The sequence below is a fragment of the Mycobacterium sp. IDR2000157661 genome (assembly GCF_022317005.1).
Classification (GTDB): Bacteria; Actinomycetota; Actinomycetes; order Mycobacteriales; family Mycobacteriaceae; genus Mycobacterium.
Genome location: NZ_CP081006.1, coordinates 23375 through 45730, shown reverse-complemented (window position 1 = coordinate 45730; position 22356 = coordinate 23375). Strand labels below are relative to the sequence as shown.

The window sequence follows — 22356 nt, the reverse complement described above, 5'->3', positions numbered from 1 at the left end:
CGCCGAACGCGAGACCGTCTTTCGGCGCGCTCGTATTGTTGACCCATGACCACGACGTCGGTCCTGGCTCCTGTCGGCGGGCGTGCGATGCCCCTGCAGGACGTCCCCGACCCGGTGTTCTCGCAAGGCATGGTGGGTCACGGCGCCGCCGTCGATCCCGTCCGCGGGGCGGTCGACGCCGTCGCTCCGGTGACCGGGAGGCTGCTGCGACTCATGCCGCACGCCTATGTCGTCATGACCGCCGACAACGTCGGCGTGCTGGTGCACCTGGGTCTGGACACGGTGACCTTGAACGGCGACGGGTTCACGACTCATGTCAGCCAGGGCGAGGACGTCGTCGCCGGGCAGGTGATCGTCAGCTTCGACGTGCCGGCCGTCGTGGCTCGCGGATTGAGTCCTGTCGTTCCCGTCGTCGTGATGGAAGAACGTGAGCCCGGCAATGTCGTCGCCTCGGAGGCGGTTCTCGAGGGCGCCGATGTGCTATGCGGCACTGTGCTTTTCACGGCGAACAAGTAGATGGAAGTCATCATCCTGCCCGACCGCGCGCAGATCGGCGCGGTGGCGGCCGATGCCGTCACCGTGTTGCTCGACCGCAATCCGGCCGCCGTGCTCGGGCTGGCCACCGGATCGTCACCGATGCCGGTCTATGACGAGCTCGTGGCGCGTCACGACGCCGGGCGGATCTCTTTCTGCCGGGCGCGCGGGTTCACGCTGGACGAGTACGTCGGCCTGCCCGCCGGGCACCCCCAGCGCTACCGCCACGTCATCGACGAGGTGTTCGTCTCCCGGGTCGACTTCGCCGACGACGCGGTTCAGGGTCCCGACGGTTCGGCTGCCGACATCCCGGCCGCCTGCGTGGCGTTCGAGGCGGCGATCCGCCGGGCCGGCGGGGTGGACCTGCAGCTCCTCGGGATCGGCACCGACGGCCACATCGCCTTCAACGAGCCGGGATCGTCGCTCGGGTCGCGCACCCGGATCAAGACGTTGACCAGACAGACCAGGCTGGACAATTCGCGATTCTTCGGTGGCGACGTCGGTGCGGTGCCCACGCACTGCCTGACCCAGGGCCTGGCGACGATCATGGAGGCCCGTCACCTCGTTCTCGTGGCGACCGGCCGGCAGAAGGCCGAGGCGGTGCACTACCTCGTCGAGGGCGCCGTCAGCGCGATGTGGCCTGCGACGGTCCTACAGCATCATCCCCACGTGACGGTGCTGCTCGACGAGCCTGCGGCGGGCCGACTGCAGCTCGTCGCCTACTACCGCGAGACCTACCACGGTAAGCCCGCATGGCAGGGCATCTGAGTGCTGCTGACCGCCGACACACTGGTGACGGGCCGAAAGTTGTTGCGGCCCGGCTGGATCGAGGTCCGCGATGCCGTCGTCGGTGCGTTGGGTGCCGGGTCGCCGCCCCGGCGCGCGGATCGCGACCTCGGCGGTGTGACGGTCATGCCGGGGTTCGTCGACACCCATGTGCACGGCGGTGGGGGAGCGAACTTCTCCAGTGCTACGGGCGCGGACACGGCCGCCGCGGTGACGTTTCACCGCAGGCACGGAACCACCACGCTGGTCGCCTCGCTGGTCACTGCGACCCCCGACGACCTGTTGCGTCAGGTGTCCGCGCTGGCGGACGACGTGGCCGCCGGACTCATCGACGGAATCCACCTCGAGGGGCCCTGGCTGGCGAGAACTCGTTGCGGTGCGCATGCGCCGTCGCTGATGCGGGATCCGGACCCGGCCGAGATCGATCGGCTCGTCGACGCCGCCGGTGGCGCCATCCGGATGGTGACCATCGCACCGGAACGCCGCGGAGCACTCGCGGCGATCGGGCAATTGGTCGAGCACGGGATCGTGGTCGCGGTGGGCCATACGGAGGCTACCCACGCGCAGACCCAGGCGGCCATCGCCGCCGGCGCCACGGTGGGCACACACCTGTTCAACGCGATGCGCCCGATCGACCACCGCGAGCCCGGTCCGGTCATCGCTCTGATCGAGGATCCCGCGGTGACCGTGGAACTGATCACCGACGGCGTCCACGTGAGTGCGGCGGTCTACCGCCATGTCTCACGCAGCGTGGGACCCGACCGGGTGTCGCTGGTGACCGATGCGATCTCCGCGGCAGGCCGGGCAGACGGGATCTACCGACTCGGCCCGCTGGCGGTGGAGGTGGTCGGGGGAGTCGCCCGGGTCGCAGGCACCCAGACGATCGCGGGCAGCACCGCCACCATGGCTCAGCAGTTCCGGTTCGCCATGGCCCACGGCGGACCGGTGGGTGACGATGCGCTGCTGACGGCGGTGCGCCAGTCGTCCGTCAATCCGGCTCGCGCACTGGGCTTTCCCGAGCCCTGCCTCGCTGTCGGCGGAACCGCCGATCTGGCGGTGCTGGACTCCGCTCACGCGGTGGTCGGAGTCATGCGGCGCGGGTCGTGGGCCGTGCAACCCCCGTCTGTCGGGCTATAGCTGCGGGTAGGGCGCCCACCGGTTGTCGAAACCTTCCTTCCGCGCGGCGAGCTGGGCCGCGCGCTCCGCGGGGGTGACGAACGGGATGGCTGGAAGGTAGCCGGCCAGCTCCTGGTGCGACATCACCTGCTGGTCGACGATGCTCGGGCCGTCGGTGACCTCGCCCGGCAGCCCCTGGAACCGGATCGAGAGCGTGCCCTGGTTCAGCCCGCTCGTCGAGACCCAGTTGGCCGCGCCGGGGTCGGTCGGTGATATCACCACGGTGTACGTGCCGTCGGCGTTGGGCACCGCCTGCTCGGTGTTCAGGCTCGCCGGCTCGTTCCAGTAGTCGTCGGTGATCGTCCAGATGTTGTACGTCGGGACGACGAAATGCTCGGCCTGGCCGGGGTCGATCCTCAGTACGAGCGCCTGGTCGTCGGCGAGTTGGAAGTGGCCGTTGCTCTGCCGTTGGTTGGCGAGAAACTCGGCGTTGCTCGAGGGCTGGCTCACCCTGTTGACCGGGCGCCGTGCGCCGGTCTCGGGATCGTGGGTGGCCAACGCCATGTACTTGGCCTGCTCGTTGGCGCCGCGCACCACCAGGATCGCGGCGGTGAACACCCCGCGCAGTACCGGCGGCATATAGGGCAGCGGCGGTACCAGCGACACCAACGACGTGAGCAGGGGGTTGCCGCTGATGAACTGGCCGAGGAAGGCGAACCCGCCGAGCTGGGCGAACAGGCTGTCCGGGGGGCCGCCGACGCGGGCGATCGACAGGCTCATCGGCACCTCAGAGTTCCAGTTGCCCAACGTGTCTCGTGCCGCGATGATGGTGGAGCCGTTGGTCAGCTGTAGGTGGTTCGCGCGTCCGTTCGCGGGTTCCCTGCTCACGGTGATGGTGAACGTGCCGTCGTCGTTGATCTCGAGGTCGTCATAGCTCAGCAGCGACGACGTCGTGCCGGCGAGGCCTTCGAGCACGCTGAAGGTCACGTCGGACGGCACACCGGCTTCGCTGGTGTCGTGGAAACGGCCGGTGATCACATACTCCGAGGCGCCGTTGACACCCATGAAGCGGTAGATGGTGTCCGGGTTGTCGTAGAGGATGCGCGAGCCCGGCACGTTCTGTCCGAACCACCGGTGCGGCGGGGCCACCTGGGTGACGACCGTCGGATTCATCGAGTCGAGCAATTGCTGCTGGAACGCCGCCGCCATCGCGTACTCGTCGACCGCCCGATCCAGCGCCGCCATGTTCTGCCCGTTGATGCCGTCTGCACCGTACAAGAAGCGAGCTGCGGCCATGAACTGGTGCCGTAGAACGAGTTTCATCAGCACGACCGGCAGGGAGTTGGCCGTCCTCGCAGCAATCCGCTCGGCGGCCAACTGCTCGGACGTCGCCAGTGGGCTCACGGTCGGGGCCGACGGGTTCTCGGCTGTCAACGCTGCGACCGGCGCGGTGGCTACCGACGCCGGCGGGGAGGCAAGGTTGCCGACTTCGCGACGCGCCCATCCCAGCATTGCCCACAGCAGCGGTGGTTGCGGCGGCGCGGTGGGCCCGGTCGCGGCTCGCGGCCCGAAACCCAACGCGTTCAGCACCGAGGAGACGAAGCCGTTGATGGGTGTGGTGACGGTGGCCGGCGTCAGCGCAGGCGCCGACACGGTGCGCATCACCGTGGGCGTATTCGTCGGAGCGGTCGCTGTGAGCGACGCGGACGGCATCGGCCCCTCTATCGGCTGGGTGGCGAGAAGCGGTTGGGCCGCCTCAGCGGAGTCGGCCGGGTCGGTCGCTTCGTCGATCGACGCCACGGTGTTCGTCGTGCCGGCCTCGTACGGCTTCGTGGCCACGCCACCGTCCGGGTCGCCTGAGCGGCCGCCCGTTGATGGCGCCCACTGCGGTTCCGCATCCCCGGTGCCGGTGTCGGTGCCGGTGTCGGTGCCGGTGAGTTCGTCGCCCGCCTCACCCGCGACCGTCTCATCGTCGTCGGATTCATCGATGTCGCCGTCGGGTTCCTCGGTGATTTCCTCATCGTCGTCCGGGCCCTGGGTGATTCCCTCATTGACGTCAGGGCCGTCGATGTCGTCGCCGCCCGTGACCGTGTTGCCCGTCGAAACCCCGGTGCCGGTGGTGCCGGTGCCGGTGGTGCCGGTTCCGGGGGTGTCGGTTGCGCCCGCCGAGCTCGACGTGTTGTCCGACGGGACGCCGTCCTCCGCGGCGGCCAAGCCGGGACTGTTCGCGATGGCCGTACCGATGCCGAGGGCGACCGCCAGCGCGCCGATCCTGCCGATGAAACGTGCGTATGTGCCCGGCGTCATTGCCACAGCGGAGTCCTCTCGAAGGAACCACACGGAGTCATCGAATGGCCGCAAACTCCTGCCGTACCGTAGTCACATGACTACGGCTCGTGCAAGGCTCTCTTCAGAACCCGGTGAAATACCGCTGGGCAGGGAGGAAGTCGTCGCGGCCGTGCTGAGGTCGGCTGCCGACCTGTTCGCAGAGCGGGGGCCGTCGGCAACGTCGATTCGCGACATCGCTGCCCGGTCGCGGGTGAACCACGGATTGATCCACCGGCATTTCGGCAACAAGGACCAACTCGTCGGCGCGGTGCTGGACTACCTGGCCGGCCGGCTCGCCGAACTCATCGCCGAGGGAGCGGAGGGTGAACGCGTCAGCGCAGCGGTCGACCGCCACCTTCGGGTCATCGCGAGGGCGTCGCTCGACGGCTACCAGATCGGAGCCCTGCAGCAACGGTTCCCGACGATGGAGATCCTGCTCGATGCCGTCAGGGCACAGCACCCCACCGAGCAGGGGGCGCGACTGGCGGCCGCGCACGCCATCGCCCTGCAGATGGGCTGGTGCCTGTTCGGTGGATTCCTGCGCGCATCGACGGGCCTGGAGGATGTCGATGACCGCACATTCGCCCGGTCCGTCGGCGAGACGGTCGCCAAGATCCTCCAACCGCAGCCGCCGGCAGCCCGCGACCTCTTCTGACCGCCGCGGAAATGATGTACCGTCTGGTACATGATCACCGACTCCGGCGTAACCGTCGACGCGCCCGCGGGCGTCGTCTGGAGGATCTTCACCGATGTCGAGCGATGGCCGGATTGGACCGCGTCGGTCACCAGTGTCGTCGCGCTGGACGGCCCAGGTCTGGCGGTCGGGAAGCGGTTCGCGATCAAGCAACCGAAATTGCCCAAGCTGGTCTGGGAGGTCACCGAGTTCTCGCCGGAAACATCGTGGACCTGGGTGCAGCGGTCGCCGGGAGGGCTCACGATCGCCCGCCACGACGTCATCGCCCAGTCGAGCGCCCGCACGCGCGTGGATCAGCGGCTCGAACAGCGAGGGCCCGTCGGATCGCTGATCGCGCTGCTGATGCGCCCGACGACACGGCGCTACCTGGACCTTGAAGCCGCGGGACTCAAGGCATGCAGCGAGCAACTGCATCGTCTCGATGGCTCGACCACCTGACCGGCAACGCCGCCGCGACCTGCTCGACGCCGTGGTGGCGGAATTCGCCACCGGCGGGATAGGTGACCGGTCGCTGCGCGACATCGCCGCCGCCGTGGGAACCAGCCATCGTATGCTGTTGCACCACTTCGGTTCTCGCGACGGGTTACTAGTAGCCATCGTCGAGCAGGTTGAGCAGCGGCAGATGGCCGTGCTCGACGACCTGCCCGCCGACCCCGCCGACGCGATCACGGAGATGTGGGCCGACCTGCGGCGGCCCGAGTTGCGCCCGTTCGAACGGCTCTTCTTCGAGTGCTACGCCCGCGGTGCGCAAGGCGAGCAACCGTTCGCGCGCATGCTGCCCGGCGCCGTGGAGGGCTGGCTCGGCGCAGACACCGAGGGGACGGTGGACCCGGCGATGATGCGGTTGGGACTGGCCGTCGCACGGGGCCTGCTGCTCGACCTCGTGGCGACCGATGACGTCGGCGGCGTCGACGCGGCCGCGGCCGTCTTCGCGGAACTCGTTCGCAGGGGCGCAGCTTCGCGCTGACCGAGTAACCGCGCGCGTTCAGTCGAGGCTGCTGGTGCGGTCGCCGATGAACGCCAGCAGCCGCGGGTCGTCGGAGGAGAAACGTTCGACCTCCTCTCCGCCGTCACAACGCAGCAGTGCCACGGTGACGCTGTCAGCCCGTCGCGCAAGCACTGACCACACGGCGCCGCAGTCCTGCCAGCGCTGCAGTTCGGCGATCCGGTCGATCGGCATGGTCCCACTGTCTCAGCCGATGTCGGCCGGTGGGCACCCGGTCCGGCGGCGCCGTGAGAAGATCAGCCGATGCGGGTGCACGCGTGACCGTCGTACTGGCCCTCCGGTGTGCCGACGGATTGGTGATGGCGTCGGACTCGCAGATCACCGATCCTGTCCGAGGGCTGAGCTACCCCGCTCAGAAGCTGCATCCGCTGGGGCACCACGCGGCATGGGGCGGCAGCGGATCACGCGCCGTTCTGCACGACCTCGAGCGCGTGTTCAGTGCCGAGGCGGACGCGATCGTCGAAGCGCCGGATGTCGGGCGCGCGCTGCAGGCACGAGTTCTGCCCGTGCTCGAGCACCACTACTCGACATTCATCAGCGACGTGCCCGGCGGCGGTGCCGGCGCCACACCGTCGACATACGTGTTGGCGGCCGGGTACGCCGGCGGACAACCGTTCATCGTCGACGTCGATCCGCACGGGTTGATCGGTCACCATGAGGTCACCGGGTTCCAGGCGGTGGGCAGCGGGGCGCCGATGGCGCAACAGGCCCACGCGCTGCTGGCTCATTTCGGGATGTCCCAGCGCGGTGTCAACCACGGTGTCGTCGCTGCACTGCGGGTGCTCGACGCCCTCGACCAGTCGTCACCGAGCGTCGGTGGACCGATGGACATCTGTCGCATCACGCCCGATGGCGCCCAGCACTTCGACGAGGAGGCGGTCGCCGAGGTCCGGCGCAGCGTCTGCCGGTGGGTCGAACTGGAGCAACGAGCGCTCGACGATCTCTTCGACTGAGGACTAGACGAGGAGTTCGCGAGCGCGGCGAAACGCGTCGGCGGCATTCTCCTGTTCGCGTTGGTAGAGCAACCCGAAGGTGAAGCCGTTCTCGCCGGGTGCGGTACCCGCTACCAACGCCAGCCTGCGCAGCGTCCCGGTTGCGACGACGCCGTCCTGATGATCGCCGAGAACCCGCTGAATCCGCTTGTAGCGCTTGACCGTTGCCTTGGTGCGCTTGTTCAGCGGGGTCAGGAGCTCGGCGGCATAGCGGGCGCGCTTGGCCGCCTTGCGCGCCCGGTGCAACAGCGCGTCGTCACCGGCCCGGACGGCTTGGGCCAGCCTGCGGTCGGCCTTGCGTTGCGCCCGCCCGGCCCGCTTGGTCAACGCCTTCGCGGTCGGCGGGCCCGCCAACGGCGGATCGGTACGCCAGCGCTGCAGCGTGGTGAGCAGGTCGAGGTAGCGCGCCCCGCTCATCGCGTCGGTCACCTCGGCACGCGACCGGTGTTGCTGGGAGCGCAACTCGGAGTTGATCCTGCCTTCGACCGGCCCGAGGACCAGGTCGTCTGGCAGTTCGGCAAGCGCAGAGCCGAATCGGCGCATCTGCACCTGGCAGTCGCGGACCTCTCCGAGTAGGCCGGCGAACCACTTCAGCTCGGTCTCGACGTGGTCGGCCGACGGCCCGTCGAGCAGCTTGCCGAACACCCGTAGCGTGCTGCGCAGCCTGCGGATGGCGACTCGGGTGTCGTGGATCGGATCGTGGCCGCGACGCAGCCCGAGATCGCCCGCGAAGACGATGTCGATCTGTTCGCTGAGATAGTCGGCCAGCGCCTGTTCGGCGTCGCTCCGCTCGACCGTGCAGGGCGGATCCACTCGCAGCACCCGGGCCACCTTCGACTGTGCGGGAGTCGGGACGGCGCCGGCCATCGACAATCGGTCGGCGAGATCGTCGGGGAGCGACCGCGCGGCGGGCCCACAGCCGATCTCGATCTGGCGCCACGCAAGCATGCGGTCACCGATGGAGGCGTGTGTGCGCTCATCGAGGAGTAGGGCCCGGAGCCGACCTCGGCCCGAGGAAGCGAACCGGTAGCGGTCGTGCCGCGTACGCATCGTCGCGACGGTGGTGAGCGGCTTGCCGAGCGTCACACCGAACAGTAGATCGGCAAGCTCCGACGGCGGCTCCGACGCGTCGGTGCGAACGTCGAGCGGGCCCTCCTCGCCGGGGATCGCCAACTGCCAGCCCGTGTCACCGTCACCCTCGCGCCGGCGCAATTGCAGGTTGTGGGAGAGCAGGTCGGCGTCTGCGGTGTCGACGTAGGTGTCGCACACTTGCACGGTGGTTCGCTCGGGCGGTCCGCCGGCCAGTGATTCGACGTCGGGCAGGCGAAAGCCGTCGTCGACTGCGAAATGCAGTACAGGACCCGGCCGTTTGCTCACGCCCCGAGGCTTTCCGATAGGCCCACGGGCGAAACATGGCCTGAACGCTAAGAGGTAACCCTACCCTTACCCCGGTCGGGTAAACTCCACCGCGATGACCGACATCGACGCTGCGTCGCCGCCCGCGCTGGCGCGGGAGCTGACCGACACCACCGATGCGGTCCGCGAGGTGCCCGCGCCACCCACACCGGTGGTGGCCGAGCCCTATGAGATGCGGCTCGCCGATGCCGGCGCCGACGCCGAGATGATCTCCGAATGGATGAACCGCCCGCATCTGGTCGAGGCCTGGGAGTACGACTGGCCGCCGGAGCGATGGCATCGCTACCTCAGCGCGCAGTTGGCGGGCGAGTATTCGCGGCCGCTGGTTGCAGACTTCCGCGGACAGCCCTTCGCCTACGTCGAGTTGTACCGTGCCGCCAAGGATTCCATCGGCCCGCGCTACGACGCCCATCCGCATGACATCGGCCTGCATGCCGCGATCGCCGACCTGCGTTTCGTCAACCGCGGCATCGGCCCGATGATGTTGCCGCGCGTGGTCGCCAGCATTTTCGAGCTTGACCCGGACTGCCGCCGCATCATGTTCGACCCCGATCACCGCAACACCGGCGCTCGCGCCGTCTGCGAACACGCCGGCTGCATCTTCCTCGGCGAGCACGACATGGCCAATCGACGGATGGCGCTCTACGCGCTGCCCCGGACAACGCAGGACGCGCCCGCGTCTTAGGACGGCCGCCGCTCGCTCAGTACTCGAAGGAGGCGAGCCGGGTGTCGCCGACGCGCTGTCCGCCGTCGATCGACACCAGGGCCGGCACCAGCTCGCTGGTGACCAGGCCGTGCTCTGCGGTCAGTTCGTCGACGATCGGGAAGGCTTCGGCGATGCGCTCGGGGCTGTCGACGATGATTGTGGTCACCGGCACCTTGCGGGTGAGCTGAAAAAGCTTGTCGCCGTGCGGTTCATGGTCTCCGTGGAACCCCCAGGCACCTCGCAGCACCGTTGCGCCGGAGACCACGTCGGAGCCACGGAGCCGGGCCACCAGCGCGCGGTGTATCGGCGCTCCGTCGTGCAGGGTGGCCTCCGACGTGTGCACGGCCAGCTTCTGCCAGAGCCGCCTGCCGTTGTCATCGGTGTCGGGCAGCGGGGTGGGCGGCGCGACGAGCGCCCCGTCGCGCTTACAGATCTGGACCCGCTCCACGGTGCACAGCGGATCGTCGAGCATCGTCTCGAGCTCAGGCTGCACAAGAGCTAGTTGAGCGGCGTCGCCGACCGCGACGATCATCTGGGGCACGTCGGTGTTGCGGCTGAAGAAGCGGGCGCGTCTGCGCCGTCCGTATCGGGTGCCGTCGACACCCAGGAAGACCGCGGCGCCTGCAAAGCCGTGTCGATACAGCGCAGCGCAGATCGCCCGGTGCGCCGGCCGGCCGGCCACCCGGTCCTGGCGCCCGAGATAGATCGTGAGTTTGACGGTGTTGAGTTGAACCGTGTCCGGGACCGTCGCATCCGAACGGCCGACGAGCCGGGCCCGCTCCACGGTGACCAGGCCGCGCGGGGTCATCTCCGCCACCACGTCGGCCAGCGGCCCGATCTTGTCGGCCGTGTCGACGGCCGCGACGACGATGGGTGAATCCTCCGACAGGCTCAGCGACTGGTCGCTGCGCAGCACATGGCGCGGCCCGAAGCTGGCGATGCCGCGCAGCACGACACTGGTGACCAAACCGGCGTCGGCGTAGACCCCGAGCAGCGCATCGGCGAGGAAGCGGTCGCCGTCGCGCAGCCGCTCGCCGAAGTAGGCGGTCAGCTTGAGGTGTCCGTCGGTCACAGCCGGTCCCCGATCCACAGCCCCAGTGCAGCCGCACCCAGCCCCAGCGCAACGCTCACGGCGATGTTGGCGACCGCGGGCCAGACCTGGCGTTCTTCGCCGATTCGCTGAGTCTCGAGCATCCACGTGGAGAACGTGGTGTACGAGCCGACGAGTGCGGTGCCGATCAGCAGGGCGAGGTGGGGGTGCAGCGCGAGGCCGGCCAGGAATCCGAGCACGAGTGCGCCGCTGAGGTTGACGACCAGCGTGCCGTAGGGGAACACGCGGGCGAGCCGGGCTGCGACGGCGCGGTCGACGACGAACCGCAGCACGGCGCCGACACCACCCATCAGCACGACCCCGGTCCATAGGACAGTCGTCATCGACGCACCCGGACCCTGCGCACCAGTGCGGTCGCGAGATACACGGCCACCAGGCCGGCCGTGACGCTTGCGGCCAGATAGCCGACCGCCAAACCGTAGTGGCCGTGCTCGATCATGGAGAGGGTCTCGACCTGCATGGTGGAGAACGTCGTCAGGCCGCCGCAGATGCCGGTGCCAAGTAGCGGCCGCCGATAGCTGGAAACGGGCAGGCGTTCCAACAGCCGAGTCGTGAAGTAACCCAACAGGAAAGCGCCCACGATGTTGACCGCGAAAGTCGGCCACGGCCAGTGGCCCGGCTGCGGCGCGACGATCGTCTCAATGCCCGCACGCGTGACGGTGCCGATCGCACCCCCGATGAATACCGCGAGCAGTTCGCGGCCGTCTTGTCCGAACACAACGCAAAGTATGGCCAATCGGGGTGTCGAGCGGCATCGAGCGGCACCAAGCGGCGCAGAATCCGCGGATCGGGCAGACCGTGGCGGCTGACATCCGGTCGATGGAGCAGAATCGGACGCATGGCGGCCAATCCCCGCGCCGGTAAGCCGGCGCAGCCCGAAGACCTCATCGACGTGGCGCAGGTGGTGACCGCGTACTACACCGTCGAACCGGACACCGACGACGTCGGCCAACAGGTGGTGTTCGGCACGTCGGGACACCGCGGGTCGAGCCTGGACGGCGCGTTCAACCAGGCGCACATCCTGGCCACCACGCAGGCGATCGTCGAGTACCGCAAGGCCCAGGGCACGACCGGCCCGTTGTTCATAGGCCGAGACACCCACGCACTGTCGGAACCGGCCTGGGCCTCGGCGCTGGAGGTGCTCGCCGCCAATGACGTTGTCGCCATGATCGATTCGGCTGACCGGTACACGCCCACGCCAGCCGTCAGCCACGCCATTCTTGCGTTCAACCGGGGCCGCCGGGAGGGACTGGCCGACGGCATCGTCGTCACACCATCCCACAACCCGCCGCGGGACGGCGGTTTCAAGTACAACCCGCCCCACGGCGGGCCGGCCGACACCGACGCCACCGGCGCGATCGCCAAGCGAGCGAACGAGTTCCTGCGCGACGGGCTCGCAGGGGTCAGGCGGGTGCCGCTGGCGCGTGCCCTGCGGACCGCCCGGCGCCACGACTACCTCGACGCGTATGTCGCCGATCTGCCGAACGTCGTTGATCTGCACGCGATCAGCGCCGAGAAGATCCGCATCGGCGCCGACCCGCTCGGCGGCGCCAGCGTCGACTACTGGGCCGCCATCGCTGAACGACACGATCTCGAACTGACCGTCGTCAATCCGCTCGTCGACGCCACCTGGCGATTCATGACACTCGACACCGACGGCAAGATCCGGATGGACTGCAGTTCGCCGAATGCGATGGCTGGATTGCTCCGGACGATGAGCGCTGACCCCGAACGATTCCAGATCGCCACCGGCAACGACCCGGACTCCGACCGGCACGGCATCGTCACGCCGGACGCAGGTCTGCTCAACCCCAACCACTTCCTCGCCGTGGCCATCGACTACCTGTACACCCACCGCCCCGACTGGCCCGGCTCCACCGCCGTGGGCAAGACAGCCGTCAGCTCGTCGATCATCGACCGCGTGGTCGCGGGTCTGGGCCGCACGCTGGTCGAAGTACCGGTCGGCTTCAAGTGGTTCGTCGACGGGTTACTCAGGGGCACAATCGGATTCGGTGGTGAGGAGAGCGCCGGCGCGTCGATGCTGCGACGTGACGGCGCGGTGTGGACCACCGACAAGGACGGCATCATCCTGGCGCTGCTGGCCTCGGAGATCCTGGCGGTCACCGGACAGACGCCGTCGCAGCGGTATCAGACGCTCGCCGAGAAGTACGGTGCACCCACCTATGCCCGCATCGACGCACCCGCCGACCGTGAGCAGAAGGCGCGGCTGGCCAAGCTGTCAGCCGAGCAGGTGACGGCCACCGAACTGGCGGGGGAGCCGATCACCGCGAAGCTGACGGCGGCACCCGGCAACGACGCCCCGTTGGGCGGGTTGAAGGTGACGACAGAAAACGCGTGGTTCGCGGCCCGCCCGTCGGGCACCGAGGACGTGTACAAGATCTATGCCGAGTCGTTCAAGGGTCCCGAGCATCTGGCCGAGGTGCAGGAGGCGGCCCGCGAAGTGGTCAATACAGTCATTGCGTGAGCTCTGAGGCGGACCGCGCACGCGATGAGCAATTGGGCGCCGGCCCGACCGACACCGGTAAGCCGAGGCTCCCGCGCGAGGTCTGGCTGCTGGTCTCGGCCAACGTGGTGGTGGCGCTGGGTTACGGCGTGGTCGCGCCCGTGCTGCCGCAATACGCCCGGCACTTCGGGGTCAGCATCAGCGCGGCGACGTTCGTCATCACCGCGTTCGCGATCATGCGGTTGGTGGCGGCACCGCCCGCCGGGTTGCTGGTGCAGCGGCTGGGGGAGCGCCGCGTCTACATCAGCGGGCTGATCATCGTCGCGCTGTCGACGGCGGCGTGCGCGTTCGCACAGACCTATTGGCAGTTGTTGTTGTTCCGCTCGCTCGGTGGACTCGGTTCGGCGATGTTCACGGTGTCCTCGCTAGGGCTGATGATCCGCATCTCGCCGGAGAACGCGCGGGGGCGTGTGGCGGGATTGTTCTCGACGGGCTTTCTCGTGGGCTCGGTGTGTGGGCCGGTGCTCGGCAGCCTGACCGCCGGGCTGGGGCTGGCGGCACCGTTCGCGATCTACGGCGCCGCGCTGCTGGTGGCCGCGGCGGTCGTGTTCTTCAGCCTTCGCGGCAGTGCCATCGCCGCGCCGGCCGAAACCGCCGAGGAAACGGTGTCGGTGCGGCAGGTGTTGCGTCACCGCGCGTACCGGGCCGCGCTGTTCTCCAACTTCGCGACAGGATGGGCGGCGTTCGGATTGCGCATCGCGCTGGTTCCGCTGTTCGTGGTGGAGGGTCTCGGCTACAGCGCCGGCGTCGCGGGCCTGGCGCTGGCGACGTTCGCGATCGGCAACGTCTCGGCGGTCATCCCCAGCGGTTACCTGTCCGACCGGATCGGGCGCCGCAAGTTGCTCATCACCGGGCTCGCGCTGTCGGCCCTGTTCACGATCCTCGTCGGATTCACGACGTCGCTGCCGCTCTTCCTGGCGGCGGCCTACATCACGGGTGCGGCGACGGGCGTGTTCGTGTCACCACAGCAGGCCGCAGTGGCCGACATCGTCGGGAACAAAGCGCGCGGCGGAACCGCTGTCGCGGTATTTCAGATGATGGCCGACTTCGGTTCGATCATCGGCTCGCTCGCGGTGGGCCAGATCGCCGAGCGCGCGTCATACGGATCGGCGTTCGTGGTCAGCGGGATCATCCTGCTGCTCGCCGCGCTGTGGTGGGTGGTAGCGCCGGAGACCCGCGGTGCACCGCCCGCCGGGCATACACCGATGCGTCCACTCGGCCCCGAAGCCGGCGGCGAAGTGCCGTGAGCAGCGATTTTGAGGGCTTCCGACAGTTGGTGTAACTTCGATGGGCACGACTCAAGGGGCTATGGCGCAGCTGGTAGCGCACCACACTGGCAGTGTGGGGGTCAGGGGTTCGAATCCCCTTAGCTCCACAATAAGGAACCCCGCTCCGGCCATTGGTCGGGGCGGGTTTCGTCGTTTGCGAGGGTGGGTCTGCGACAGGCTGGATGTCCTAACTCTGTCCTATCGCCGACGAAAACACCGCTGACGCGGCGGTGAGCCGGTCGTCGGTCACCCGCCCGTAGACCGCCTGCGTCATCCGCTCGGTGTGGCCGTGCCAAGCGGCGACCACATCGGCGGCAATGCCCGCCGCGCGCATCCGAGAAATGTTGGAGTGGCGCAGCTTTCCGAGCGTGATCGCCTTGAGCCCTGCAGCCTTGCGCTGGGCGGCGAACTCGCGGCTGTACTCGCGCACCGGCAACGGGGTGCCGTCGGCGCGCGACAGCAACAGATCGGCGTCGGCCAGCGGTCGCCCCACCGCTAGGCGCTCACGCAGGTGCACCGAGCGCATGGCCTTGATCATCGCCAACTCGCGCGGCGGCACCGGCAGATCGCGGGCGCTGCGGTCGGTCTTGGTCGGCACGATCATGTCGCGCCCGTTGACGTCGACCCGAGCATGTCGGATGCGCAGTGCGCCGGTCTCCAGGTCGATGTCCGACCATCGCAGCCCGCCGACCTCCTCGCGGCGGAGCCCCAGCAGCGTGAGGGCGAAGCACCCGGCGAGCCGGTGGTCGGCGACGTGATCGAGGAACTCGCCCATCTGCTTCGGCGTCCAGATGTCGTCCGCATCCGTCGCTGTGACCGCCTTCTGCTCCGGTGAGTCGAGGTCCGCCGAGGGGTCATAGGTCAGCCAGCGCATCCGCTTCGCGTGCGCCATCACCGACTTGAGCCGGACGATCGCGCGGCGCTTGGTGGCCGGTGCCAGCGCCTTGCCGCCCTTGCCGGTCAGCGAGGCCGACCAGTCCGCCAGCGCGGCGGGGGTGAGCCTCTGGACCGGCACCGCGCCGAAGGCCCGACGGGCGTAGGCCAGTGACTCGCGGTCGGCGCGCACGGTGTTCGGCCCGATCGAGGAGTCGGCGTCGCGCAGCTTGAACCAGTGGTCGGCGACCTCATCGAACGTCTGGGTCGACTTCGGTGCCCAGGTCGCCGAGGCCCATTGCTGGCGCTGCTCGGTCACCCAGTCCTGCGCCGCCTTCTTCGTGGCGAACACCTTGGTGGGCCGGACCTGCTTGCCGGTCACCGGGTCGGTGCCGAGGGTGGGCCGGGCGCGCCAACCCTTCCCGTTCGGCAGCCGCTTGATCGAGCTGTCGGTGCGATCGCCGCGCTGCCGGGGCTGGGTGTCCTCGGTGGTCATGGGCCGTTCTCCTGGTTGGTTTTGTCGTCTCGCTGCTGAGGTTGAGGTCGCTTCGGTAATGGCTCGTCGTCAAGCCAGCCCTCGGCCCGTGCCCGCTTGAGTAGGCGGTCGACGGTGGTCTTGCTGACGATCAACTGTTGGGCGACATACGGTCGTACCGGCAAGCCCAGAGCGAGCGCATTATTCGCGAGCTTCGCCGCCTCGTAGACCTTCGGAGCGGGATTGTCGGGCTGGCTGAAGGTCTCAGCGACGTCGCCGACGAAACCAACCTGGCCACCCCATCGCGCGATCCACTGCGCGGCGCTGTGAGCCAGTCGGCGCACCGGCACCGCACGGATCGCGGCATAGTCAACGGCCTGGCCGTCGTCGGCGGCGATCGTCAGCTCGGCCACCTGCGGGCCAGTGCGTTTGTCGGTCGACACCCGCACGACGAACGTAAACGGGAAGTCGTGCAAGCGGATTCGTACGCGGCTATCGGGTTCCGGCGGTGGCCCGATACCGAGCGGGCCGCTGGAATGGTCGCCGTGGTCCGGTTCCCCACTCTCGATCGACACGACGTCGCCACGCTGCGGTTCCGGTGAGTCACCTCCCACGCTTTTCACGAAGGTGAATCTACAGTCTGGACAGTAAGCACACAAGAGGGTTCCCTGAAGAAATGAACACGACCGAAACGACCAAGAGCGCCCCCACACTGGATGAATTGCGTAGTGGCCCGCCGACAATCAGCATCGAACAGGCCGCACGGTGCCTCGGCGTGAGCAGGGCGTACGGCTACACGATGGCGCGCGAGGGACGGCTGCCCACGATTCAGTTGGGCACCCGGCGGGTGCGAGTCCCCGCGCTGGCGCTGCTCAAGATGTTGGGCGGGGCGGAGTGAGCGCGCCGCTGGGTGCGCTGACCGAAACCAGTCCTGGCCAGACAGATCGGGTCGCCGAGATCTTGTCGAGAATCGCCGCAGCGCCAACGCAGGCGGTTGATGACATTGGCACCACCGACGGTGCCGCCGTGTTCGTCCACGAGGCTGGCAATCTGGCCGTCCAGACAGCCTGCGGAATGACTGTTGAGCAGGCCCGTGAACTCACCGATGAGATCAAGGTGGACGAAGCCACCCTGTGGGACAAAGTCGTCCGCGCCTACACCGAAAGGGCCTGGCACATCCTGGGCTACGAATCGTGGGACGCTTATTGCGCCGCCGAGTTCCGATCGGTTCGGTTGCGTCTGCCACTGGAGGAACGTCAGGACGTCGTGTGCTCGCTGCGTGAAGCCGGGCTGTCCATTCGGGGGGTCGCGTCAGCCATCGGAATCTCCGATCAGACCGTGCAGCGAGACCTCAAGAATTCCGGTGTAGTGAATCACTACACCTCACCGGCTGAGTCTGATGATCCGAGTGACGTCGAGGTGGTCGAGGCGGCACCCGATGGCAAAGTGACAGGCACGGACGGCAGGTCGTACCCCAGGTACAAGCCCGCCCCCAGACCGTCGCCCCTCGGTAATTTCGCCTCCGTACTCACGCCGGTGCGCAAGGCGTTGCGGGAACTGCCCGACAAGGTACAGCGGTTCAATCAACTCGCCGACGACGAACTGTTCTGCGCTTGGTTCGCTGAGAAGGATAGTCGGGTCACAAATATCCGGCGCGAGATCACCAACGCCGTTGCGCAGTTGCAGAAGATGGACGTGCGGGTTCAGCAGGTAATCGCGGAACCGCGAAATATCCACGGGTAGAACACATAACAACGTCGATAACTCAGCCGCAAGCCGCCAGAACTCTGCATGGTGCCTCCGTAACGTCGACAAAGCCAACCACATCGACCCTAAGAAGGATGGAGATGCGACCGATGACCGCCGTCAATGTCAGCTTCGCCAACCCCGACGCCCTGTTCCTACCTCGGCACGTCGCCGAGCACCGGCACATGTCCGAGAACGCCCTGGCTCAGGAGCGCTTCGCCGGAACCGGCCCGCGCTACGTGAAGCTCGGTCGGCGCGTGTACTACCGGGCGTCCGACCTTGAGGCGTGGCTGGCAGAGCACACCGTCAACCCCGAACCGTATGCGCCGCTGAGGTTTTGACCTAGAAACAGCGATGCCAGGCTCGGCGCGCTTGACAAGCCTGGCACCACTCCAACGACAGCCCGGCCCCGCCAAGAACCGAAGCAAATGACCCCGAGAGGGACCACATGACCGAGAATACCGCCCCACGCGGCAACGGAGCCGGATCGGCGGACACCAACGGGCGCAACCGCAACGGGAGTGACCCGTACACCGTCGACGCGGTTAGTCCCGCCGCTGTCCAGCGGTACAGCCCCGACGAGGCCAAGCTGGACACACTGGCTCGGGCGGTCCCGGTGCACATGGTGGCCGACGCCCTGGGCGCGGAGCCCGGCGACGAGATCGCTCCCTACCTCGATGAGGCGCAGTGGGAAGCGCTGCGCACCTGGGGACGCCAGCACTCCATCGGCATCGCGGCACCGAACGCCATCATGGAGCGCGACGGCACCCGATTCGAGGAACTGGAGGCGATACCGGCGATCCTCGCGGCTGTGATCTCGCCCGACCTTGACGGCATCACCCGCGAGCAGGTCACCAAGTTCATCGCCACGGCCACGCTCTATGACGACATCTCCGACCCCGAGGCCGTGCTCAAGGCGCTGACCGACCAAGCCGAGGCGCGCAAGCGAGAACGCTCCCAGCAGCAACAGGTGCTCAAGAAAGTCAGCGTCCCGCCGTACACCGCCTACAGCCTCGCCGAGATCGAGCGGGTGTGCGGGATCGCTGCTGCCGACGCCGCCCGCAGGATGATCGAGCAGCTCAATCGAGACACCTGGAACATGGGAGCCGCCGCGCGGAAGCACCGCCGCGAGGAGCACACCTACCTTGTGACCGCCGCCGAGCTGGTCGGCCCGAAGCTCGCCGTCCCGGTGGAAAGCGTCAAGGCGCTTCGGCCAGCGAACGCCGAGGAGCGCAGCGCCGCCTGGGCCGACCTCGCCGACGCACGGGCGCTGCACAAGTCCGGCGGAACCGCCGCCCAGAACCCGGTGAACCGGCGGTGGCGCACCCTCGACGATCTCGACAACCTTCCCTGCAGCGCGTGGCTGGTGGAGAAGTTGCTGCCTGCCGCCGCGCTCGTGCACCTGATCGGCATGTCGCAGTCCCTCAAGAGCTTCATGGCTTTGGACATGGCACTGTCGCTGGCGACTGGAACCCCGTTCGCCGGGTCCGCGCGGTTCGGTGTCGCCGAGCCGGTGCCAGTGCTCTACGTCGTCGGTGAGGGTGCGCGCGGTATCAGCAAGCGGGTGCGGGCCTGGTGCCAACAGCGCGGCATTGACCGCCGCCGGGTGCTCGCCAACTTCACGGTGCTGGAGGGCGCGGCACAGCTCGGCTCGCAGCGCGACATGGACGACGTGTTGTCCAAGGTCATCGAGACCGGCGCGCAGCTCGTGGTGTTCGACACCCAAGCGCGCTGCACGGTAGGGCTGGAGGAGAACTCCGCCACCGATCAGGGGCGGGCCGTGGCGCAGCTCGACACGCTCATGCGGCGCACGGGCGCGGCGGTGCTGGTGCTGCACCACACCACCAAGGCGGACCCGCGCAACGCGCGCGGCTCGGTGGCGTGGCTGAACGCGGTGGACGTCCAGCTGATCGCGTTGCGTGAAAGCCCGACCGCGATGGAGGTCACTGTCGAGGTCGGCAAGATGAAAGACGATGCGGTCGAGGGGCCGTATCGGCTGCGCGCGGCCAAGGTCGCCCTGCCCGTCGGTGACGACTCTCTGGTGCTCGGGCCGGGTGCTGATCCGTACGCGGCGGACCCTGACCTGCCGATGGACAAATGGACCGGCAAGGGCGCGGCGTACGTCAAGCAGATATACGCGCTCGCGCAGGAGAACTGCATCCCCGGCGAGGGCCTTACCCAGACGCGGCTGGCCGAGATCGCCAACGACGTCGTGGGCGAGGAGCGGACCCCGCAGGGCACCACGCGCAAGGTGCGCCGGGTGTGCAGCAAGCACCCCGCCACTGCAGCGGTCAAGCTTCTGGTCGAGCACCAGAAGCTGGTCGAGTCCAAGCGCGACCCCCTCGGGCACGTGTTCTACGAGCCGGTGGACTACCCGCCGCCCGACCCCGCCGCCATCAGCGCGCTGACGGGCGACGGCAGCGGCGACACAGGCACGGCTCCGGCTGCATAACAGGTCGGGCGGGCGGTGGGTACTCAGCCGCCGCCCAGACACCGCACCCAGGCCGAAACAAGAGCCTTGAGCTGCGAATATCCACCCGCACCCACTTCGCCGCCTCGCCAAGGTGGGCACGCCTCGACCCCTTCGGGAGGAAACACGCAGGTCAGGACGTTCTCGCGTCCGTGGGCCGAGGTGGGAACGGGGTGGGTCTGGGGGTCCACCGGGCGACGTGGCACCCATCCCTACCTACTTGCAAGGTCACGTGGATTGACCTGCGAAAAACCACCCGTACCCACGCGGGGCCCACCCACAGCCCACCACCCCCATGTGTCTGTCCCCCCTACTTGTAGGGGGACATGGGGTTAGGGACAACCCGACTTATCCGACCGCGTCGCTCGCTCTGAGTCCTCGGTGCAGTCAGAGGCGGCGGCACCCTCACACGTTGCCGTTCGACATGTCGGTGTGCGGAGGCGGCGGCTCGACCAGCTCCGCCCGACCGCATCATCGGGGGGCGGCGGCTCCCGTTCCCCCGCCCGCTCCATCCTTCGCGAGCCGAAAATCGTTGCACCCTATTGCGGTAGGAATGCGGTATGGCTCCAACGATGTCGAGGCACGCCAGCCAGGAGCGCGCCGCCGAGGCGTTCCAGCTTCGGGCGTCGCGGTACTCCTGGCGCGAGGTGTGCGACCGCCTGGGCTACCGCTCCATCGGGGCGGCGCAGTCCGCCGTCAACCGTCACGTCGAGCGGCTGCGTCGTGAGCCGACCGCCACCTCAGTCGAGTCGCACAAATTCGCCATCGAGACCCGCACCCGCGCGATGACCGCACGCTTCACGTCGGCGTTCACGGCTGGCGACGACGACACACTAATCGCGCTCAACCGCGAGATCGTACGCAACGAGGCCGAACTGGCGAAGATTGGCGGGCTGTACGAACCCGAGCGCGTCAACGTCAACGTCGTCCAAGACCCTTCCGCGATCATCGCCGACGCCCGGCAGCGGCTTCTGTCGGTGGTCGATGCCGAGGTGATCGACATGCCGGCGACGAAGGAGATACAACGATGACCGCGATGACAAAGCACGATGCCATCACCGCCGCGATGGGCGTCGCGGAGGACGTTGCGCAGGGCAGACTCGACCCGGCGGCGCTGGCACAGCAGGCGGTGGGCGAGCTTCGCGACGTGTTCGGCACCGTCGTCGGGCCGGATGACCCTGCCTGGGGCCTACAGGCCGATGTTGCCCGCCAGGTCATCGCGCTGGGCGCTTTGACTGCCGAAGAACTGAGCGAGTGGGCGGCGGTGATGCGTAGGCGGGCGGGTGAGCCGATCAGCGAGTCCGACGCTGACGAGACCCTGTCCGAGCCGGAGTCGTTCACGAGTGAGGAGCCGACTGCCGAGGAGGGCCAGTCCAAGTCTGTGGCAGAGCCGATCGCCGAGCTTGAGACCGTCCCCCTGCCGCGTCGGGCCGGCGGGTATGACCCGCTGGCGGGATGGTCGCCCGGTCGCATCCTCGGGTAGCTGAACTCGTTCGAAGTGTCAGGACTTGTCTCGAAAACGATGGGTTGTTGCGACCCAACCGCAGCGGCCACGCGGTATTTTTCGACCTGCATCGATTGGCCGGGCTGACTGTCTAGAAAACCCGTCTCATAACTGATATTCTCATAACCCGGTCAACAACGGGTTTGTGAGACAGGGGACGCAATGGCCATCATCGGATACGCGAGGGTATCGACCGCCGACCAGAACATGGCGCTGCAACTCGATGCGCTGCGCCAGGCCGGAGTTGATCGCGTCTTTCGTGACCAGGGTGTCTCCGGTTCGACTTCAGCTCGACCGGGTCTCGATGCGTGCCTCGATCATCTCCGCGAAGGCGACGTGCTCGCTGTATGGAAGCTTGACCGGCTTGGGCGCAACACTCAGCACGTCCTCGCCGTCGTCGACGACCTGATGTCGCGGGGTATCGGGTTCCGCAGCATCACCGAGGGCCTTCACACCGAGGGCGCGATGGGCAAGGCGATGCTCACGATCATGGCGGCATTCGCCCAACTTGAGCGCGACACCATGATTGAGCGCACCCGCGCTGGGCTTGCTGCGGCAGCCGCCAACGGACGTAAGGGCGGACGCCCCCGCAAGGTCGACGACGCCGATGCCGCGAAGGCGCGGAACTTGCGCGGCAAGGGCATTGCCGCCACCGACATCGCGAAGATGCTCGGCGTCTCTCGCGCCACTGTGTACCGATACCTCGCCGACGGCACCGCCGCCTGACGTCTTACCGGCGACGCGCCGCCTCTAGGACTGCCTCGAGGCAACATCTTGCCGTGCATTTCGGTCCCGATTATCGGCATC

The 22356-nt window shown here is 68.1% G+C and carries 25 protein-coding genes and 1 tRNA gene; 18 read left to right on the top strand and 8 right to left on the bottom strand.

The window, feature by feature from the left end:
• Positions 1-45: 45 nt before the first annotated feature.
• The 3 genes from K3G64_RS01155 to nagA are packed head-to-tail and all read left to right on the top strand — an operon-like array spanning position 46 to position 2457.
• Positions 46-516, top strand: coding sequence for a PTS sugar transporter subunit IIA (locus K3G64_RS01155; RefSeq protein ID WP_238888379.1), 471 nt, complete (start codon positions 46-48; stop codon positions 514-516).
• Positions 517-1302 (top strand): glucosamine-6-phosphate deaminase, encoded by a 786-nt coding sequence (gene nagB / locus K3G64_RS01150; protein WP_238888378.1) that lies wholly within the window; start codon positions 517-519, stop codon positions 1300-1302.
• A complete protein-coding gene (nagA, locus tag K3G64_RS01145) occupies positions 1303-2457 on the top strand; it encodes an N-acetylglucosamine-6-phosphate deacetylase (protein WP_238888377.1) in 1155 nt (384 codons plus the stop codon). It begins immediately after the preceding gene.
• Here nagA and K3G64_RS01140 read toward each other — a convergent pair.
• Positions 2452-4743: a DUF1214 domain-containing protein gene (locus tag K3G64_RS01140; protein ID WP_238951026.1), complete on the bottom strand. Its 2292-nt coding sequence runs from the start codon at positions 4741-4743 to the stop codon at positions 2452-2454. The genes nagA and K3G64_RS01140 overlap by 6 nt on opposite strands.
• A 76-nt stretch (positions 4744-4819) precedes the next feature.
• On the opposite strand from K3G64_RS01140, the gene K3G64_RS01135 reads away from it, so the two are divergent.
• Genes K3G64_RS01135 through K3G64_RS01125 form a run of 3 tightly spaced genes read left to right on the top strand, consistent with a single transcriptional unit; the run spans position 4820 to position 6425 of the window.
• Positions 4820-5419 carry a TetR/AcrR family transcriptional regulator gene (locus K3G64_RS01135; protein ID WP_238888376.1) on the top strand — a complete coding sequence of 200 codons (600 nt, stop codon included), beginning with the start codon at positions 4820-4822 and terminating at the stop codon, positions 5417-5419.
• A 30-nt stretch (positions 5420-5449) separates the two neighbouring features.
• On the top strand, positions 5450-5896 hold the full coding sequence (locus tag K3G64_RS01130) for an SRPBCC family protein (RefSeq protein ID WP_238888375.1): 447 nt from the start codon (positions 5450-5452) through the stop codon (positions 5894-5896).
• Positions 5880-6425: a TetR/AcrR family transcriptional regulator gene (locus K3G64_RS01125; RefSeq protein ID WP_238888374.1), complete on the top strand. Its 546-nt coding sequence runs from the start codon at positions 5880-5882 to the stop codon at positions 6423-6425. Before K3G64_RS01130 ends, K3G64_RS01125 begins: the two co-directional genes overlap by 17 nt.
• Positions 6426-6443: 18 nt before the next feature.
• Here K3G64_RS01125 and K3G64_RS01120 read toward each other — a convergent pair whose 3' ends face one another.
• Positions 6444-6638 (bottom strand): hypothetical protein, encoded by a 195-nt coding sequence (locus K3G64_RS01120; RefSeq protein ID WP_238888373.1) that lies wholly within the window; start codon positions 6636-6638, stop codon positions 6444-6446.
• A gap of 83 nt (positions 6639-6721) precedes the next feature.
• Between K3G64_RS01120 and K3G64_RS01115 the strand changes: the two genes are divergently transcribed.
• Positions 6722-7417 (top strand): proteasome protein, encoded by a 696-nt coding sequence (locus K3G64_RS01115; protein WP_238888372.1) that lies wholly within the window; start codon positions 6722-6724, stop codon positions 7415-7417.
• Between the two features lie 3 nt (positions 7418-7420).
• On the opposite strand, the gene K3G64_RS01110 is transcribed toward K3G64_RS01115, so the two are convergent.
• Positions 7421-8833, bottom strand: a complete 1413-nt coding sequence (locus K3G64_RS01110) for a CYTH and CHAD domain-containing protein (RefSeq protein WP_238888371.1) — start codon at positions 8831-8833, stop codon at positions 7421-7423.
• Between the two features lie 94 nt (positions 8834-8927).
• Between K3G64_RS01110 and K3G64_RS01105 the strand changes: the two genes are divergently transcribed.
• Complete coding sequence (locus K3G64_RS01105) at positions 8928-9557, top strand: GNAT family N-acetyltransferase (protein ID WP_238888370.1); 630 nt, start codon at positions 8928-8930, stop codon at positions 9555-9557.
• 16 nt (positions 9558-9573) lie between these two features.
• On the opposite strand, the gene K3G64_RS01100 is transcribed toward K3G64_RS01105, so the two are convergent.
• Genes K3G64_RS01100 through crcB (K3G64_RS01090) form a run of 3 tightly spaced genes read right to left on the bottom strand, consistent with a single transcriptional unit; the run spans position 9574 to position 11407 of the window.
• The gene (locus K3G64_RS01100; RefSeq protein WP_238888369.1) at positions 9574-10650 is read right to left on the bottom strand and encodes a DUF190 domain-containing protein; all 1077 of its coding nucleotides are present in this window, start codon (positions 10648-10650) and stop codon (positions 9574-9576) included.
• Positions 10647-11012: a fluoride efflux transporter CrcB gene (gene crcB / locus K3G64_RS01095; protein ID WP_238888368.1), complete on the bottom strand. Its 366-nt coding sequence runs from the start codon at positions 11010-11012 to the stop codon at positions 10647-10649. Before crcB (K3G64_RS01095) ends, K3G64_RS01100 begins: the two co-directional genes overlap by 4 nt.
• On the bottom strand, positions 11009-11407 hold the full coding sequence (gene crcB / locus K3G64_RS01090; RefSeq protein ID WP_238888367.1) for a fluoride efflux transporter CrcB: 399 nt from the start codon (positions 11405-11407) through the stop codon (positions 11009-11011). Before crcB (K3G64_RS01090) ends, crcB (K3G64_RS01095) begins: the two co-directional genes overlap by 4 nt.
• Positions 11408-11527: 120 nt before the next feature.
• Between crcB (K3G64_RS01090) and pgm the strand changes: the two genes are divergently transcribed.
• The 3 genes from pgm to K3G64_RS01075 all read left to right on the top strand — a co-directional run bounded on the left by pgm (position 11528) and on the right by K3G64_RS01075 (position 14588).
• Positions 11528-13174, top strand: coding sequence for a phosphoglucomutase (alpha-D-glucose-1,6-bisphosphate-dependent) (pgm, locus tag K3G64_RS01085; protein WP_238888366.1), 1647 nt, complete (start codon positions 11528-11530; stop codon positions 13172-13174).
• Positions 13175-13206: 32 nt separating this feature from the next.
• A complete protein-coding gene (locus K3G64_RS01080) occupies positions 13207-14460 on the top strand; it encodes an MFS transporter (protein WP_238951024.1) in 1254 nt (417 codons plus the stop codon).
• 55 nt (positions 14461-14515) lie between these two features.
• A tRNA-Ala gene (locus K3G64_RS01075) sits at positions 14516-14588 on the top strand.
• A gap of 80 nt (positions 14589-14668) precedes the next feature.
• Here the strand turns inward: K3G64_RS01075 and K3G64_RS01070 are convergent.
• Together K3G64_RS01070 and K3G64_RS01065 are read right to left on the bottom strand one after the other, a co-directional pair.
• On the bottom strand, positions 14669-15850 hold the full coding sequence (locus K3G64_RS01070; RefSeq protein WP_238888365.1) for a tyrosine-type recombinase/integrase: 1182 nt from the start codon (positions 15848-15850) through the stop codon (positions 14669-14671).
• Positions 15847-16452: a hypothetical protein gene (locus K3G64_RS01065; protein WP_238888364.1), complete on the bottom strand. Its 606-nt coding sequence runs from the start codon at positions 16450-16452 to the stop codon at positions 15847-15849. The genes K3G64_RS01070 and K3G64_RS01065 overlap by 4 nt, the downstream gene beginning before the upstream one ends.
• Positions 16453-16505: 53 nt before the next feature.
• Between K3G64_RS01065 and K3G64_RS01060 the strand changes: the two genes are divergently transcribed.
• The 7 genes from K3G64_RS01060 to K3G64_RS01030 all read left to right on the top strand — a co-directional run bounded on the left by K3G64_RS01060 (position 16506) and on the right by K3G64_RS01030 (position 22275).
• A complete protein-coding gene (locus K3G64_RS01060; protein WP_238888363.1) occupies positions 16506-16727 on the top strand; it encodes a helix-turn-helix domain-containing protein in 222 nt (73 codons plus the stop codon).
• Complete coding sequence (locus K3G64_RS01055) at positions 16724-17572, top strand: hypothetical protein (RefSeq protein ID WP_238888362.1); 849 nt, start codon at positions 16724-16726, stop codon at positions 17570-17572. Before K3G64_RS01060 ends, K3G64_RS01055 begins: the two co-directional genes overlap by 4 nt.
• 113 nt (positions 17573-17685) lie before the next feature.
• Positions 17686-17916 carry a helix-turn-helix transcriptional regulator gene (locus tag K3G64_RS01050; RefSeq protein WP_238888361.1) on the top strand — a complete coding sequence of 77 codons (231 nt, stop codon included), beginning with the start codon at positions 17686-17688 and terminating at the stop codon, positions 17914-17916.
• A gap of 107 nt (positions 17917-18023) precedes the next feature.
• Positions 18024-20027 carry an AAA family ATPase gene (locus tag K3G64_RS01045; protein WP_238888360.1) on the top strand — a complete coding sequence of 668 codons (2004 nt, stop codon included), beginning with the start codon at positions 18024-18026 and terminating at the stop codon, positions 20025-20027.
• Between the two features lie 578 nt (positions 20028-20605).
• Complete coding sequence (locus K3G64_RS01040) at positions 20606-21076, top strand: hypothetical protein (RefSeq protein ID WP_238888359.1); 471 nt, start codon at positions 20606-20608, stop codon at positions 21074-21076.
• Positions 21073-21528 carry a flagellar hook-length control protein gene (locus K3G64_RS01035; RefSeq protein WP_238888358.1) on the top strand — a complete coding sequence of 152 codons (456 nt, stop codon included), beginning with the start codon at positions 21073-21075 and terminating at the stop codon, positions 21526-21528. Before K3G64_RS01040 ends, K3G64_RS01035 begins: the two co-directional genes overlap by 4 nt.
• A 183-nt stretch (positions 21529-21711) precedes the next feature.
• Complete coding sequence (locus tag K3G64_RS01030; RefSeq protein ID WP_238888357.1) at positions 21712-22275, top strand: recombinase family protein; 564 nt, start codon at positions 21712-21714, stop codon at positions 22273-22275.
• Positions 22276-22356 lie beyond the last annotated feature (81 nt).